This is a genomic window from Leptotrichia massiliensis (assembly GCF_900104625.1).
Lineage (GTDB): Bacteria > Fusobacteriota > Fusobacteriia > Fusobacteriales > Leptotrichiaceae > Leptotrichia > Leptotrichia massiliensis.
In genome coordinates this window covers 220,060-235,019 of sequence record NZ_FNVZ01000004.1, presented here as the reverse complement: position 1 = coordinate 235,019, position 14,960 = coordinate 220,060, and the positions used below count along the sequence as shown (strand labels likewise).

At 29.2% G+C, this 14,960-nt stretch carries 17 protein-coding genes; 14 read left to right on the top strand and 3 right to left on the bottom strand.

The genetic code is table 11. The annotated features are described in order from the left end of the window. The first annotated feature begins 32 nt into the window (after positions 1-32). On the top strand, positions 33-755 hold the full coding sequence (gene aphA / locus BQ5344_RS02400; RefSeq protein ID WP_021769461.1) for an acid phosphatase AphA: 723 nt from the start codon (positions 33-35) through the stop codon (positions 753-755). Between the two features lie 201 nt (positions 756-956). Then, positions 957-1,265 carry a DUF898 family protein gene (locus BQ5344_RS02395; RefSeq protein ID WP_071124008.1) on the top strand — a complete coding sequence of 103 codons (309 nt, stop codon included), beginning with the start codon at positions 957-959 and terminating at the stop codon, positions 1,263-1,265. A gap of 237 nt (positions 1,266-1,502) precedes the next feature. On the opposite strand, the gene BQ5344_RS02390 is transcribed toward BQ5344_RS02395, so the two are convergent. Further along, positions 1,503-1,772 carry a hypothetical protein gene (locus BQ5344_RS02390; RefSeq protein ID WP_071124007.1) on the bottom strand — a complete coding sequence of 90 codons (270 nt, stop codon included), beginning with the start codon at positions 1,770-1,772 and terminating at the stop codon, positions 1,503-1,505. Between the two features lie 217 nt (positions 1,773-1,989). Between BQ5344_RS02390 and nadN the strand changes: the two genes are divergently transcribed. From nadN to BQ5344_RS02345, 9 genes are all read left to right on the top strand, one after another. Further along, entirely contained in the window at positions 1,990-3,780 is a 1,791-nt protein-coding gene (gene nadN, locus BQ5344_RS02385; RefSeq protein WP_071124006.1) for an NAD nucleotidase, read from the top strand. 600 nt (positions 3,781-4,380) lie between these two features. After that, positions 4,381-4,779 (top strand): MazG nucleotide pyrophosphohydrolase domain-containing protein, encoded by a 399-nt coding sequence (locus BQ5344_RS02380; RefSeq protein ID WP_036071145.1) that lies wholly within the window; start codon positions 4,381-4,383, stop codon positions 4,777-4,779. A gap of 135 nt (positions 4,780-4,914) precedes the next feature. Next, positions 4,915-6,570 carry a bifunctional metallophosphatase/5'-nucleotidase gene (locus BQ5344_RS02375; RefSeq protein ID WP_071124005.1) on the top strand — a complete coding sequence of 552 codons (1,656 nt, stop codon included), beginning with the start codon at positions 4,915-4,917 and terminating at the stop codon, positions 6,568-6,570. Between the two features lie 53 nt (positions 6,571-6,623). Next, positions 6,624-7,502: a hypothetical protein gene (locus BQ5344_RS02370; protein WP_071124004.1), complete on the top strand. Its 879-nt coding sequence runs from the start codon at positions 6,624-6,626 to the stop codon at positions 7,500-7,502. Between the two features lie 15 nt (positions 7,503-7,517). Next, complete coding sequence (locus BQ5344_RS02365) at positions 7,518-7,988, top strand: hypothetical protein (RefSeq protein ID WP_071124003.1); 471 nt, start codon at positions 7,518-7,520, stop codon at positions 7,986-7,988. A gap of 27 nt (positions 7,989-8,015) precedes the next feature. Then, complete coding sequence (locus BQ5344_RS02360; RefSeq protein ID WP_071124002.1) at positions 8,016-8,531, top strand: hypothetical protein; 516 nt, start codon at positions 8,016-8,018, stop codon at positions 8,529-8,531. A 322-nt stretch (positions 8,532-8,853) separates the two neighbouring features. Then, on the top strand, positions 8,854-10,164 hold the full coding sequence (gene eno, locus BQ5344_RS02355; protein WP_006805724.1) for a phosphopyruvate hydratase: 1,311 nt from the start codon (positions 8,854-8,856) through the stop codon (positions 10,162-10,164). Between the two features lie 164 nt (positions 10,165-10,328). Next, entirely contained in the window at positions 10,329-10,757 is a 429-nt protein-coding gene (locus BQ5344_RS02350; RefSeq protein WP_021769450.1) for an adhesion protein FadA, read from the top strand. A gap of 80 nt (positions 10,758-10,837) precedes the next feature. Then, positions 10,838-11,236, top strand: a complete 399-nt coding sequence (locus BQ5344_RS02345) for an adhesion protein FadA (RefSeq protein ID WP_021769449.1) — start codon at positions 10,838-10,840, stop codon at positions 11,234-11,236. A gap of 98 nt (positions 11,237-11,334) precedes the next feature. On the opposite strand, the gene BQ5344_RS12580 is transcribed toward BQ5344_RS02345, so the two are convergent. Further along, positions 11,335-11,379, bottom strand: a complete 45-nt coding sequence (locus tag BQ5344_RS12580) for a hypothetical protein (protein ID WP_369750586.1) — start codon at positions 11,377-11,379, stop codon at positions 11,335-11,337. Here BQ5344_RS12580 and BQ5344_RS02340 point away from each other — a divergent pair. Further along, entirely contained in the window at positions 11,370-12,260 is an 891-nt protein-coding gene (locus tag BQ5344_RS02340) for a DMT family transporter (protein WP_071124001.1), read from the top strand. The two genes, BQ5344_RS12580 and BQ5344_RS02340, sit on opposite strands and share 10 nt — an antisense overlap. Before the next feature lie 160 nt (positions 12,261-12,420). On the opposite strand, the gene BQ5344_RS02335 is transcribed toward BQ5344_RS02340, so the two are convergent. Further along, entirely contained in the window at positions 12,421-13,242 is an 822-nt protein-coding gene (locus BQ5344_RS02335) for a PhzF family phenazine biosynthesis protein (RefSeq protein ID WP_071124000.1), read from the bottom strand. A gap of 142 nt (positions 13,243-13,384) precedes the next feature. Here BQ5344_RS02335 and BQ5344_RS02330 point away from each other — a divergent pair, with 142 nt between their 5' ends. Both BQ5344_RS02330 and BQ5344_RS02325 read left to right on the top strand, forming a co-directional pair. Further along, entirely contained in the window at positions 13,385-14,173 is a 789-nt protein-coding gene (locus BQ5344_RS02330) for an META domain-containing protein (protein WP_071123999.1), read from the top strand. 139 nt (positions 14,174-14,312) lie between these two features. Then, positions 14,313-14,960: a C40 family peptidase gene (locus BQ5344_RS02325; protein ID WP_021769445.1), complete on the top strand. Its 648-nt coding sequence runs from the start codon at positions 14,313-14,315 to the stop codon at positions 14,958-14,960.

The window sequence follows — 14,960 nt, the reverse complement described above, 5'->3', positions numbered from 1 at the left end:
AGTAAAATAAAAAATATATAGGAGGAAATGTTATGAAAAAAGCATTATTATTTTTGTTTGCTGCATCTGTAGTATTTGCAGCAGGACCAAAGGTTCCTTATACTCATGAGGGATTTTATTCAACAGATAAAGTTCAAAAGGCTGTGCATTTTGTGTCTGTTGATGATATTAAAAAAAGTTTGGAGGGTAAAGGTCCGATTAATGTAAGTTTTGACATTGATGATACATTACTTCATTCAAGCGGGTACTTTATCTATGGGCAACATTATTTTCAAATTCCAGGAGATAAAAGAGGAGCTGTAAGCTATTTGTACAATCAAAAATTCTGGGATTATGTATCTGAAAATGGTGATGAACATTCAATTCCAAAACAATCTGCAAAAGATTTAATCAAAATGCATTTGGAAAGAGGAGATAACGTATTTTTCATTACAGGAAGAACTGGGCACTCAAAAGGTAAAAACTACACTTCAACAAAATTATCAAAAACATTGCAAAGATACTTTGAACTACCAAAAGAAGTTTACGTAGAATATACAGCTGACACACCAACAGGTGGTTACAAATACGACAAATCATTCTACATCAAAAAACACAATGTTTCAATCCACTACGGTGACAGTGACGATGATATTCTAGCCGCAAGAGAGTTAGGAATCAGAGGAATAAGAGTTCAAAGAGCTTATAACTCTACAAATCCACAAAAAATGAACGGTGGATATGGAGAAGAAGTTCTAATAAATTCTGCATGGTAAAATAAAAAAGTTTATAACAAACATTTTCAGAAGTATAAAAAGATACTTCTGATTTTTATTTTGGAAAAAATATACAAACGTATGGCTATAATATACACCAAATATATGAATACTGTATCTTTCCTGCTGTTTTTATTTGAATACAAATTTGATAAATTAATATTTTGTGTTATAATTAATTTAAAATTATAAGGAGGAATTATGGAAAATAAAAGTTATTTTGACGGTGGGCTGCTTAGTTACATTGGGTGGATTATTTTAGGCTCTTTTATAACAACATGTACATTTGGGATTTGTTTTCCTTGGGCATTGTGTATGATTTATGCTTGGAAAATAAATCATACTGTTGTTGAAGGTAGAAGATTAAAATTTAATGGTAGTGCAGCAGGTTTGTTTGGTAATTGGATAAAATGGTTATTGCTAATAATAGTAACATTAGGAATATACGGATTTTGGGTTCATATTAAATTAGAACAGTGGAAAGTAAAAAATACAACTTTTTTAAATTAATTTATTAACTTAAGGCGGATTATTTTAGTCTTTTTTCTTGATTTTACTCGAAATTTATTACAAAATATAAACTATATTAAGGACAAAAAGTTTTAATGCTTTACTAGAGTATGTAATTCAAAATTTATTAAACATTCGCTATTTAAAGGCGGAATAGTATTAAAAAAAATAATTATAAAAAAACAAGAGGTATAGTTATGGATTGCCTCTTGTTTTATTTTATTAAAAGTTAAAAAATTATCTTCTTCTAGCTGATCTTCTTCTTCCAGCAGCTATTCTCACTTGTCTTTGACGACGAGAAGGTTCTTTTTTTACGTATACAGTTTTGTTAGTTCTTCTTTTTGGTACTCTTATAAAGATGTATCTTCTTCTTATTACTCTTCTTCTTGGTTCTCTTTTTACATACACAACTTTATTGTTTCTCCTAGTTACTGCAAATGAAGTAACTGAAATACCAAGTATTCCCAGGATTAAAATTAGTTTTTTCATAAAATTTTTGATATTCATTATATCATCTCCTTCTTTTTGATTTGATAAAGTTTATTTCAATGATAATTTTTCCCAAAAATTATATTATAGATTATAACATTATTTTATTTTAAAATGTTGTAAAATTTATTTGAAATCCATGTTTTTATAAAAATTTATTTTTTTAGTGATTTTTTTAGGAAATCAAGTTATAATTATACTGAGAAATACAAATTTTTTTCAAGGAGGAAAAGTTATGAAAAAATTAATGTTATTGGGACTGGCAGTCTCATTATTTTCTACAGCAGGTTTGGAGGCAAAAACAATTCAAGGGGCAAAAAAACAAAGTCCATCAACTTCATTTGAGCTGAATGTAGCTCACATTAACGATCACCATTCACATCTGGAAGAGGAAAAAATGCCTCTTAAACTCAATGGAAAAACTGTTACGGTACATATTGGAGGATTGCCAAGAGTGGCACAGGCAATCAAAAATTTTAGACAAGGCAATAAGAATACTCTTGTACTCCACGCAGGAGACGCGCTGACAGGGACGCTTTATTACACATTATTTGAAGGAAAAGCTGATGCCGAGCTTATGAATGCAATAAATTTTGATGTTTTTACATTGGGAAATCATGAATTTGACGATGGAAACAAACTTTTAAGATCATTTTTAGATGTCTTGAAAATACCAGTAGTTTCTGCAAATGTTGTGCCTGATAAAGGAAGCATTCTGGAAGGAAAATGGAAACCATATATGATAAAAAATGTTGGTGGGCAAAATATCGGAATTATTGGACTGGATGTCGTGAAAAAAACTAAGGAATCTTCTAGTCCGGGAGATGACATTAAATTCCTTGATGAAGTTGAAACAGCGAGAAAATATGTAAATGAGCTGCAAGGCAAAGGAATAAATAAAATAATAATTGTATCCCATTCAGGATACGAAAAAAATGTGGAAATTGGGGAGAAGGTTGACGGAGTTGATTTGATCATAACTGGGGACACTCATTATTTATTAGGGAAAGAATTTGAACAATTTGGATTAGTTCCTGAAAAAGAGGATTACCCTAAAAAAGTAAATTCACCTAACGGAAATCCAGTTTATATTGCAGAAGCATGGAATTATTCGTATTTATTAGGGCAAATGAAAGCAAAATTTGACAAGAATGGCGTAATTACCGAATTAATCCCAACGCCGAAAGTTCTAATTGGAGATGATTTTTTTGAAGTGAAAAATGCTGAAGGGAAGGCAGTTCAGTTAGATGCAAAAGAAAAAAATGAAATTTTAAATTCAATAAAAAACAATAAAAATATAGCTGCCATCAAAAATGACCCAACTTTAGCAAAACTTCTTGAAAGATACCAAAAAGAAAAAACAGAACTTGGAAAACGTACAGTTGGTAAAATTACAGAAGAAATTCTGGGAGGATCGGATAACAGAGTTCCAGGGCCTCACAATAAAGACGGTTCTTTTGCAACAACACTTGTAGCTGAATCAGTTTTACATAAATTAAGAAATACAGGAACTGGAAATGTTGATTTTGTAATCGTAAATGCGGGAAATGTAAGAATTACACTAAATCCTGGTGTATTTACTTATGATTTGGCATATTCATTACTGCCATTTACTTCAAACACAGTATTTATAACAGACATTACAGGTGCAGAAGTGAAACAGACACTAGAAGATGCAATTGACTATGTCCTAAATGGAGGTTCAAGCGGTGCATTCCCTTATGGTGCAGGAATTAGATACGAAGCTACAAAAGAAGGAACACTTGGTACAAGAGTCAAAAAAATAGAAGTATTCGACTTTAAAGCAAACAAATGGGTGCCAATTGACGCTAAAAAAACATATATGTTAGCTGTAAACTCTTACATCGCCAAAGGAAAAGACGGCTACACAACATTAGGGAAAATCACTGCTCAAAAACGTGGAACAGACACTCATTTAAGTGATACAAAAATATTTATAGATTATTTGAAAGAGAAAAAAGAAATAGGAAAACCAAAATCTACAAACGTAATCTTCAAATACTAATTTTTTAAAAAATTTAAAAACAAATGATACTTTGATTAAAAATTATTTTGATTAATAAATATTTTTTGTTTTATTTAATATTAGTTTTTTTAACGCAGAGGTATCAGACGCCATACCTCTGCACTCCCGCTTTACGCAAAACTTTCTTATAAAGAAAAAATAAAACTCGATTTTGAACCAAGATTATTTTAACTGAAATAACTGTGTATAATTTAAAACATATTTCAAAATCTCAAACAGTTATTTTTTCTTTAACAAAATTTTGCTTGAAATAAAACTATCTTGTTGTAAATAAACTAAAAACGTCGTGATTTTTTTGGAATAAAAACTACTGTCTGAGCTTTTTCAAAATATTGAAATTAAGATTATTTGAAGAAACGAGAACAGCCTTTATTAAAAAGCAAGTTTAGTTTTTATTTCAAAAAAATACTTAGACAAGCCGGGATTGTAAAGGGGATGGCGACTGATCCCCTTTACGTAAAAAAAATAAAAACATAAAAATTATAAAAAAAATTCATTAATAACAGTATATTGTGTAAAATAAAAACATTAATTTTAAGTATTTATACCAAAGAATTTAGAAAAGAAGGAAGTAGTTTTATGGATAAAAAAAATAATAACAGTGATGATATGACACTTAAAGAAGTGCAGTATTTGATAAAAAGAATAGAAAAAGGAACTCTGGATGAAACAAAGGATGATAAAATTAAGCAGAATAAAAAGGAAAATGGACAAAGACTTGTTTTAAAATTAATTGAGGAATTTGGAGAATTAGCTGAAAATATTAGAAAAAATGTGAGATATAATGGAGAAAATATAAAAGGTACTATTGAAGAAGAAGTGTTTGATGTTTTTTATTATATTATTGCGATTGCGAATGACTATGAGATTGATTTGGAAAAGATTTTTTATATTAAAGATGAATTGAATGAAGTAAAATATGGTAGGGAGTTTTCGATTTACGAAGCTAGAGAAAAATGGAAAAATATGAAAAAATAAATGTAAAATGTAGTTCACAAAATCTATAAATAGTTTATTTAACTCTAAAATTTATTTAATTTTACGAGGATTTAGTATGTTTTTTAAAAAATTTAAGTATAGAAAATAAAAAACTGAAAAGGAAATATAGATATTATGACAACAGAAAATACAGATACTGCTTTAATAAAACGAGAAGCAAGTATAAAAATACTAGGGACAAGCGATGTTCATGGAAGGGTGCTTGCTTGGAACTATGCGGCTGATGAAGAGGATAAGTCGGGTTCTTATGCACAAATTTCAACGTTAGTCAAAAAAATTAGAGAAAAAAATAAAAATGTGATTTTGGTTGAAGTTGGGGATGCGATTCAGGATAATTGGATAGAAAAATTTTCAATGACGCCAAAACATCCTATTCCTAAAATATTAAATTATATGGGATATGATATTTTTGTGCCAGGAAATCACGAATTTAATTTTGGAATGCCAATACTATCAAATATTTTACGAGATATGAAATGTAAAAAATTAACTGCCAACTTGTATTACAATGAAAATGCTGAAAATGACACTAATTTCTCAAAAGATAAGCATAGGTATTTAGATGCAACGACAATTATTGAAAAAGATGGTGTGAAAATAGGAATTATTGGATTATCAACTCCAATGTCGGCACAATTTGAAGAAGATACTGGCTATTTGAAGGATTTTTATTTTGTTTCACCTATAAAGGAAACTCAAAAACAAATAAAAAAACTGAAAGAGGAAGGTGCAAATGCCATTGTTGTTGTGGCTCATATGGGCATTGAAAATGAAAATGGAATTCCTGAAACTGGGGTAAGGGACTTGGCAAATGCTGTTCCTGAAATTGATGTAATTATAGCTGGACATATGCATCAGAATATACCAAAGGAAATAATTAACGGTGTTCTTATTACAGAGCCTCACAGATACGGAACTTTTGTTTCTGAAGTGGATTTGAAATTTGAAATTACTGGTAAAAATGTTTGCTTGATAGGTAAAAATTCTACAACTGTTTCTGTAAAAAATGAAGAATCTGACAAAAGAATTGAAGAAATTTACAAGCCGTTTCATAATAGGCTTTGCAGAATTGCAGATGAAGAAATTGGCGAAACATTGAATGATATGATTCCGCAGGAAAAACATCACGGCATATCGTCTGCCTTTAGTAAAGACACAGGGATGTCCTCGTTTATAACGGATGTGGAGCTTTATTACAGTGGAGCAGATGTTGTTTCATTTGCATATAATTATGAAAATGTAAAACTGGATAAAGGAGAAATTAAGAGAAAAGACATAGTTTACAACTACCGTTACACAGGCGGAGATGTTACAATTTATGAAATGACAGGGAAACAGTTAAAAGATTATATGGAATGGGCTGCTGATTATTTTGATACAATTCGGCCTGGAGATACTGAGTATCATTATAATCCAGAACGTGCCAACGGAAAATATGTAACATTTGATATTTTTGGCGGAGTGAAATACAAAATTGATCTAAGAAACGAAAAAGGCAATAAAATTACCAACCTGATGTTAGTCAATGGAACTAAAATAACGCCTGAAATGAAATTAAAAGTTGGAATGAATGCCTATAGATTTGAACAGCTGGCTAGAAAAGGCGGTATTTTTGATGGTCAGAAAATCCCAGTCTTATGGGCCTCAAAAGAAATAATTGGAAATATAAAGGGAACCATTCAGAATATGATGATTGACTATATTCGAGATGTAAAAAAAGGTGTAATTGATGGAAAGAGCCATAATAATTGGGAAATAATTGGATTATAATTTAGAATTGCTGAAGGAATAAAAATAAAAAATACAAAAATGGAGAACAATTTATGAGAAAATTAACAATAGCATTTTTACTGTTAAGCAGTTTGAGCTTTGCTTACACAAGAAAGGAGCAAATTCAGGAAAATCTTTCAAAAATGGGAATAAAGCAGGCAATAATTGATGAAACAAAAAAAATTGATTATGAAATAAGAGATATTGTGGCTTTTGAAAATGATGAAACTGTAATCGGAGAAAAATTGAATAAACTGCTTGCCATCTTGAAAAAAGATGAGCGAAATTACATTGTGTCAGAAGATATTATCACAATTTATGAGTCCAAAATCGGAAAAGATTATGAAAAATATTTAGATTTATTCACAAAATATACTCCTTATGAGTATGAAAAATTATTTGCAAATATGGTATATTATCGTGGAATTGGGAAAAAGGATAAAAGCGATGGTTATTATAAAGAAATAGAAAAAAAGTATAATAATACTCCTATTATGGAAATTGTAAAAATATTTAACATTGCAAATGAAGATAATAGACAGATTCAAATAAAGAAAGTTTTAAATTTATTAAAAAGCGAAGATGTAAAAAGACAGGTTGGAATGGCAGATGAAGAAGTACATTCGATGAACTTGACTTACACATTGTCTGAAGTAAGAAAATATTACAATGACAGTAAAATCGAAAAAGCAGTTTCAGAATATATAAACAATGTCGTAAATGCCAATGTATCAAATGAAGTTCACGAATATAACCGCCTAAAAGAAACATTGCTATTATTAAATGTTTTGATGATAAATGAAGAAATTACAAATAAAAAGTTGCGTGAACAAAATAAGCAGAAGTTGGAAAGCACCTATATTTCTAAGGAAATAAAGAAAGCAACTGCAAAAGATGCAGATTATCTTGATAAATATTTGAATGAGATGTAGTGAGGAAAACTGAATATGAAAAAAATATTTTTATTTATATGCTTAATCTTGATATTTATTTCTTGTGGAAAATTTGATAGAAAGAAATACAGCAATAAAGATTTAAAAAAATTGGATTTTAATAAAAATTATGATTTTAAGCATAAAGAAGCTGTTACAGGAAATTCAGACTATTTTGAGTGGAATCTTGAATGTGAGAAGTTAAATTGTAATATTTCCTATTTAAATGGAGTCAAAAAATATTCAAGAAAAATTGTTTTAAAAGATTTTAAACAAAAAAATAATATAATTAAGAAAATAATAAATGGGCTGAAAAATCCAAACGAAAATGTAGTAATTGATGATCATTATCCAGAAAGCAAGATTATAATTTATGATAAAAATGAACATTATTCTTTTGATTCAAATGTTGAAAATAAGGAGTTTTATAAAATATTAGATAATTTGCTTGAAGAAAATCATGAGAGATTATTGGAAAAATTATAAACAAATTTAAGAAAGGAAATTAAATTTATGAAAAAAATTTTGTTAGTAATGATGCTGGTGTTTTCAACGTTTATGTTTGGAAATTCAGAATTTGAAAAAAGTTATGGAGAAAGTATTACAAGCACTTTAAAATTTGGAATGACAAAACAGGAATTTGCTAAAATTATTCAGAAAAAAGCTCTGTCAAATTCACATGATGAAGATAATTATGCGGTTTATTACTATGCTAATGTAAAAGATCCGCTGGGAATTGAAAGGCAGCTGAATAGTTTTAACTTTGTCGATGGGAGGCTAGTTTCTTCAGTTTTTGACTCACAAACTACCGATGCTGAACATGAACAAATAATAAAAATGTACATAAAAAACCAAAACAGGCTTTCTAAGGAAAAAATGACAAAACTGGAAGCAAAAGGAAGGCTGCTGCTTTATAACAGTAAAAAAACAATAGAAATTGCAAGAATGATGGACCACACTTTTATTACAGTACAAACTGCAGCGCCAAGGGTATTGGAATATAAAATTAGGTCAATAAAACAAAATTAAAGTAAAAACAGAAAAAAGTCTTTTGCCAGACAAGGACAAAAATAAATGGGAATATATCAAAATATGGATTTATCTGTTAACAGTCCAGCTATCAGCAGATAGGAAATTTAAGGATAAAACTCTTATTTTCAAATTTCTATACTAAAATATAAATAATTAAAAATGAAAAGAACATAAAAATATTTTTATATTATTGAATTTTAATAAATTTTATTAAATTTTTTTGAAAAAATTGAAATTTTGTTTTGAAAATAAGGACACATTGTGATATAATTATAGTTGAGAAATATTATAATAAATAAATTTACGGAGGTAATTAGAAATGACTAGAATTGAAGATATCTATGCAAGAGAGATACTTGATTCAAGAGGAAATCCAACTGTGGAAGTTGAAGTGTACTTAGAAGGTGGAGCAATGGGAAGAGCTTCTGTACCGTCTGGAGCATCAACTGGAGAACATGAAGCAGTTGAATTAAGAGATGGTGACAAATCTAGATATTTAGGACAAGGTGTGTTACAAGCAGTAGAAAATGTAAACAAAGTTATTGCTGAACACTTAATCGGATTTGACGCTTTAGACCAAGTAGCTATTGATAAAGCCATGATCGAGTTAGACGGAACACCTAACAAAGGTAAATTAGGAGCTAACGCAATTTTAGGTGTATCATTAGCAGTGGCAAAAGCAGCAGCTAATCAATTAGGTATACCTTTATACAGATATTTAGGTGGAGTAAACGCTAAAGAATTACCAGTACCAATGATGAATATCTTAAATGGTGGATCACATGCTGATTCAGCAGTAGACGTTCAAGAATTCATGGTACAACCTGTAGGAGCTAAAACATACAAAGAAGCATTAAGAATGGGTTCTGAAATTTTCCATCACTTAGGAAAAATCTTAAAAGCAAACGGAGATTCTACTAACGTAGGAAATGAAGGTGGATATGCACCATCTAACATTAATGGAACTGAAGGAGCTTTAGATGTAATTTCTCAAGCTGTAGAAGCTGCTGGATACAAATTAGGAGAAGATATTACATTTGCAATGGATGCTGCTTCATCAGAATTTGCAACTAAAAATGCAGACGGATCTTATACTTACACATTCAAAAGAGAAGGTGGAGTTGTAAGAAACTCAGACGAAATGGTTGAATGGTATAAACATCTAACTTCTAAATACCCAATCGTATCAATTGAAGACGGACTTGCTGAAGATGACTGGGATGGATTCAAAAAATTAACTGATGCAATCGGAAAAGACGTTCAATTAGTAGGAGATGACTTGTTCGTTACTAACACAGTAAGATTAGAAGAAGGAATCAAAAAAGGAATTGCTAATTCAATCTTAATTAAAGTAAACCAAATTGGTACTTTAACAGAAACATTAGATGCAATTGAAATGGCTAAAAAAGCTGGATATACTGCAGTAGTATCTCACAGATCAGGAGAAACTGAAGATGATACAATTGCTGACATCGCAGTTGCTACAAATGCAGGACAAATTAAAACAGGATCTGCATCAAGAACAGACAGAATGGCTAAATATAACCAATTATTAAGAATCGAAGATGACTTGGCAGAAGAAGCTGTTTACGAAGGTAAAAAAGCATTCTACAACATCAACATTAAATAATAATACATAAAATTAATAAAAGTTAAAAGTTAAAAATGTCTCTTTTGAAGGTAATAAAATACATTTAAAAGAGATGTTTTTAAATAAGAATTGACAATTATTAATAAATGATATATAATATAAAAGATAATTAAAACCGATAACTAATTTAGGAGGCAAAAATAATGAAAAAAGTTGGAATTTTATTTGTACTTTTGAGTGCTTTATCATTCTCAGCTGCTTCTGCAAAATCTACAAAACAAGCAAAACAACCATCAAAACAAGTGGCAAATCAAACAGTAACTGGTAGATTTAATCAGCTTGAAGCAGAATATGAAAGACTAGTAAATATGGAGAACCAAGAGTACAGCAAATTAAAAGCAAATGCTGAGGCAGCTGCTAATAGATTAGCTGAAAAACAAGCTCAAAAAGCTCAAATTGAAGAAAGAATCGCTAAAATTGAAGCAGCAGCAGACTCAAAAGCATTTAAAGCTCAATATTCTGAGTTAGCAAAACAATACAAAACTGTAGTTAAAGCATTAGATTCAGAAATCAAATCTTTAAACACAACAGTTGAAAATTTTGCAGCTATAGAAGCATTAAAAGGTAATTAATCAAAATTAAATTAATGAAAGGAGATACGAGAAATTAAAATAAAATTTAAAGAAGTTTTATTTACTCTCGTGTATGGAAAATGAAAAAAAAATTAGCAGTATTATTAGGAGTATTAGTATTAAGTAGTGTTTCATTTGCAGCTCCAAAACCAGCAGCAGGTGGATCATCAATCGAAAACAGCTTAAATAGCTTAGAAAATCAATTAATCAAATTACAACAAATGGAAGATGCAAAATTCAGAGAACAAGAAGCTCAAGCAAATGCAGCATCTCAAAGATTAGCAAACTACACTGCAATGCAAGCTAAAATAGACGAAAGACTTGCTGAAATTGAAGCAAATACAGATACAAGTATTTTCGGAAAAGAATTCAAAGCTAAAGCTACTGAATACAAAAACTTAAGAAATCAATTAGACAAAGAAATCGCTAGAGAACAACAAATTATCGATAACTTTGAATTAATTAAATCTTTAAGATAATAACTAAGTTAATATAAAAAAGGTGCTTTTACAAGTTATTTGCAAAGGCATTTTTTTTATATTTACTAGTTTAGTAACTAAAAATAAGAATAATACTTTTATTTATGAATTAAATCAAAAGGAGAAATGAAATATGCAAACACAAAAAAAATTACGCGGAATGTTATTAGCTAGCTTAGCTTCTAGTTTATGGGCTATTTCAGGAATTTCTGGGGAAATTCTTTTTAAAAAGTTTAATTTTTCATCAGATTGGTTAGTTTCAATTAGAACATTAATTTCTGGAATTTTACTGTTTTTAATTGTTATTTTTATTGAAAAAAAATCTGTTTTAAAGCCATTAAAAAATAAGAGAGATTGTGCTGGAATAATTTTATTTGGAACAGCGGGAATGTATTTAGTTCAGTATACATATTTTAAAACAATTGAGCTCAGCAATGTTTCTTTTGCTACAATTTTACAGTTTACCGCACCATTTTTTATATTTATTTATGAATCTATAAAAAATAAAAAAATTCCAGCTGTTTCAACTATTATTCTATTGTTTATGACAATTTTAGGAGTTGTATTTATTGCCACTAAAGGAAACTTTTCAAATTTATTAATTTCACTAGAAGCGTTACTGCTAGGAGTAATTTCAGCAATTATGATAGCTTTTTATTCAACATATCCAAAAAAACTTTTGAAAAAATATGGAAGTATTACAGTAGTTGGATGGGGAATGATAATAGGTAGCATAATTTCAAATGTTATTCACCCTATTTGGAAAATTGAAGGAAATGTAAATGCAAAATCAATGATTCAGGTAATAATCGTTGTAATTTTAGGAACTTCCATAGCCTATTTAATTTACATTACAAGCCTAAATTATATTTCCTCTTCCCTTGCAGGAATTTTAACTGCTTTTGAGCCTGTACTTGCAGCGATATTATCAGTTGCTATTTTTGGTTTAAAATTTTCTTTTATTGAAATAGTTGGTTTTATATTAGTGTTTGTATCAATTTTTATTTTGGAAAAGAGATTGTAGAAATTATTGAATTCTGATAAAAAAATGCTTTGAGGGGAGAATTTTTCCCCTCTTTTATTTTATAAGTAAAATTTGATTTAAATAGAATAGTAAAAAATTATAAAACTTGAGGTTTGAGTAGTCTATCGTAATTTGTGAGTAAAGTTTTAAAAACATTTTGCTATATGAAAATTTCTGAAATTGCAAATAAAGCTGCTTTTCCCCTCATTTTTATTCTTCCGTTATCTGCTGGAGTGCAATAAAGTGTTCCGCTTCGTTCTGAAGCCTGATAAGCGATTAAATTTTCCTTTTGCAGTTTTGCCATCCAGTAAGGAGCAATATGGCAGTGCCCAGAGCCGCAGACAGGATCTTCGGAAACATTTAATTTTGGAGCAAAGGAACGGGAAATACAGTCTATTTTATCAGTTGTATTTTTTATTTTAGAATTTAAAGAATAATTACTATGTTGAGCAGTAATATGGAGTAATAATCCATCAAGTTTTTTAATTTTTTCCGAATCTAAATCAGCACTTAAAATAAACTCTTCATCGTCAAAGACGCACATTAAATCTCTTCCTAAATATGCTTCAGCTGGTTTTTTCCCAATCAATTCAATCATTTTATCAGTTATTTCAACTTTTTTCAAATCATAAGCAGGAAAATCAAGCTCGTATAAATCTCCATTTTTTCTATTTACAGTCAATTTTCCGCTCAATGTATCAAAAATTACAGTTTTTAAATTTTTTTCATAATAATTCATAATTACAAAAGCACAAGCAAGTGTGGCATGTCCACATAAGTCAATTTCTCCGCCTGGCGTAAACCAGCGTAATTTATAATGATTTCCTTCTCCTTTTACTGCAAAGGCTGTTTCGGACAAATTGTTCTCCCTTGCTATTAAAAGCATAGTGTCGTCAGAAAGCCATTCGTCTAGAATACAGATTGCGGCTGGATTCCCTGAAAAAACTTTGTCTGTAAAAGCATCAACTATATATTGTTTCATAATACTGGTTTCCTTTCAAGTTTTTCTAAATTAATTTTATCAAAATTCTTTAAAAGTGTATATAAATTTTTAAATTTTCTCATTTTTCTTTAATAAAAGTGTGATACTATTCAATTAACAAAAATGAAAAGAGGTATTTAAAATGAAAAAAATATTTATTTTAATTGGAATTTTTTCGATGTTTTTGGTTAATTGTTTTATATTAAGTGCAGCTCAGACTGTCAATTTAAATGGTTCTTCGTGGCAATTATCAAGAATTAGACAAAACGGAGTAAATTTAGAGATTCCAAGAAATACTAAAATCACAGTTAGTTTTTCAGGAAATAAGATAAGTGGATTTTCAGGAATAAACAGATACAATGGAACTTATCGAGTTAGAAACAACACTACTTTATCAACTGATATAAGTACAACATTAATGGGTGGTTCTGAAGAATTAATGAATTTTGAAATGGCATTTTTGGATATTTTACAATCTTCTCCAAAAATAGATTATAATAAAGGAACATTAACTCTGAGAAATAGTAACGGAGATACTTTGAATTTTAATAAAAGCTCAAATTCAAATAATCAGTCAGATGAAAATTCTTTATCACGTTTGACTAAGGAACTATCTGGAACAGATTGGAAACTTATTAATATGAATGGAAAAGAAGTAAGAAATGTTGGAATTACAATCTCGTTTTCAGGAAATAAAATAAATGGTAATTCAGGAATTAACAGTTATTTTTCTGATTATATAATAACAGCCGGAAATATCACAATAGGAACTGTTGGAAGTACAGAAATGGCTGGCTCTGACAGTCTAATGAAAACTGAAAGACAATATATAGAACTTCTACAAAATGCTAAAAAAATTGAATTAGTAAATAAAACAACTTTAGTATTAACAACAAATAGAGGCAAGACCTTGACTTTTGAAAAATTATAATTTATAAAAATTTTCTTGTTTTTTCAAAATTAAATTATATTTTATTTTTAGTTAATTTACTTTTCTTAAAATTAATGTTACAATTGATACACAGAAAATATTACAATTGAAAATTAATTTTGAAAGGAATAAAAAATATATGAGAAAAAACAAGTTTTTAACAGCAGTATGTATGTTATCAGCTTTTGTAGGTTCAAATCTACATGCAAAAACATCAAAAACTAAAAAAGTTGACAAATCAAAAACTTCTCACAAACCTGTAAAGAATAGAAAAAGTCACAGTGGAAGCAATACTGGAATTTATGGTATTTCTTCAAATAATAAAAGCGAACTTATTGAAATAAAAATGACAGAATTAAGACAAAGACATGCTAAGGCCATGGCTTCAGGTTCAACTCAAGAGAGAAAAAAAGCGGCTGTAGAAAGAAAACTTTTGACTTCATACAGCAAATGGAGAGGGACAAAATATGCTTTAGGAGGAGATTCGAAAAGTGGAATTGACTGTTCAGCCTTAACACGTAGAGTTTACCGTGAAGCTTTTAATAAGGAACTTCCTAGAGTTTCGCAACAGCAGATAAAGCAAGGGACAAGAGTTTCAGCTAAAAATTTAAAATCAGGAGATATTGTTTATTTTACACCAGATAACAGAACGAGCCATACAGCTGTTTACGTTGGGAATTCATTATTTATAAATGCTTCATCTTCAAAAGGAGTTGTAATGTCTTCATTAAAAAGTCCTTATTGGAGAAAATATTTTAAATATGGTGTGAGAGTTCATAATGCATAA

Excerpts from the sequence above, each read along its gene's own strand:
- aphA (WP_021769461.1), top strand. The coding sequence starts at position 33 with ATGAAAAAAGCATTATTATTTTTGTTTGCTGCATCTGTAGTATTTGCA.
- eno (WP_006805724.1), top strand. The coding sequence starts at position 8,854 with ATGACTAGAATTGAAGATATCTATGCAAGAGAGATACTTGATTCAAGA.
- BQ5344_RS02325 (WP_021769445.1), top strand. The coding sequence starts at position 14,313 with ATGAGAAAAAACAAGTTTTTAACAGCAGTATGTATGTTATCAGCTTTT.
- BQ5344_RS02375 (WP_071124005.1), top strand. The coding sequence starts at position 4,915 with ATGACAACAGAAAATACAGATACTGCTTTAATAAAACGAGAAGCAAGT.
- BQ5344_RS02390 (WP_071124007.1), bottom strand. The coding sequence starts at position 1,772 with ATGAATATCAAAAATTTTATGAAAAAACTAATTTTAATCCTGGGAATA.
- BQ5344_RS02395 (WP_071124008.1), top strand. The coding sequence starts at position 957 with ATGGAAAATAAAAGTTATTTTGACGGTGGGCTGCTTAGTTACATTGGG.
- BQ5344_RS02335 (WP_071124000.1), bottom strand. The coding sequence starts at position 13,242 with ATGAAACAATATATAGTTGATGCTTTTACAGACAAAGTTTTTTCAGGG.
- BQ5344_RS02370 (WP_071124004.1), top strand. The coding sequence starts at position 6,624 with ATGAGAAAATTAACAATAGCATTTTTACTGTTAAGCAGTTTGAGCTTT.
- BQ5344_RS02330 (WP_071123999.1), top strand. The coding sequence starts at position 13,385 with ATGAAAAAAATATTTATTTTAATTGGAATTTTTTCGATGTTTTTGGTT.
- BQ5344_RS02380 (WP_036071145.1), top strand. The coding sequence starts at position 4,381 with ATGGATAAAAAAAATAATAACAGTGATGATATGACACTTAAAGAAGTG.
- nadN (WP_071124006.1), top strand. The coding sequence starts at position 1,990 with ATGAAAAAATTAATGTTATTGGGACTGGCAGTCTCATTATTTTCTACA.
- BQ5344_RS02360 (WP_071124002.1), top strand. The coding sequence starts at position 8,016 with ATGAAAAAAATTTTGTTAGTAATGATGCTGGTGTTTTCAACGTTTATG.
- BQ5344_RS02350 (WP_021769450.1), top strand. The coding sequence starts at position 10,329 with ATGAAAAAAGTTGGAATTTTATTTGTACTTTTGAGTGCTTTATCATTC.
- BQ5344_RS02345 (WP_021769449.1), top strand. The coding sequence starts at position 10,838 with ATGAAAAAAAAATTAGCAGTATTATTAGGAGTATTAGTATTAAGTAGT.
- BQ5344_RS02340 (WP_071124001.1), top strand. The coding sequence starts at position 11,370 with ATGCAAACACAAAAAAAATTACGCGGAATGTTATTAGCTAGCTTAGCT.
- BQ5344_RS02365 (WP_071124003.1), top strand. The coding sequence starts at position 7,518 with ATGAAAAAAATATTTTTATTTATATGCTTAATCTTGATATTTATTTCT.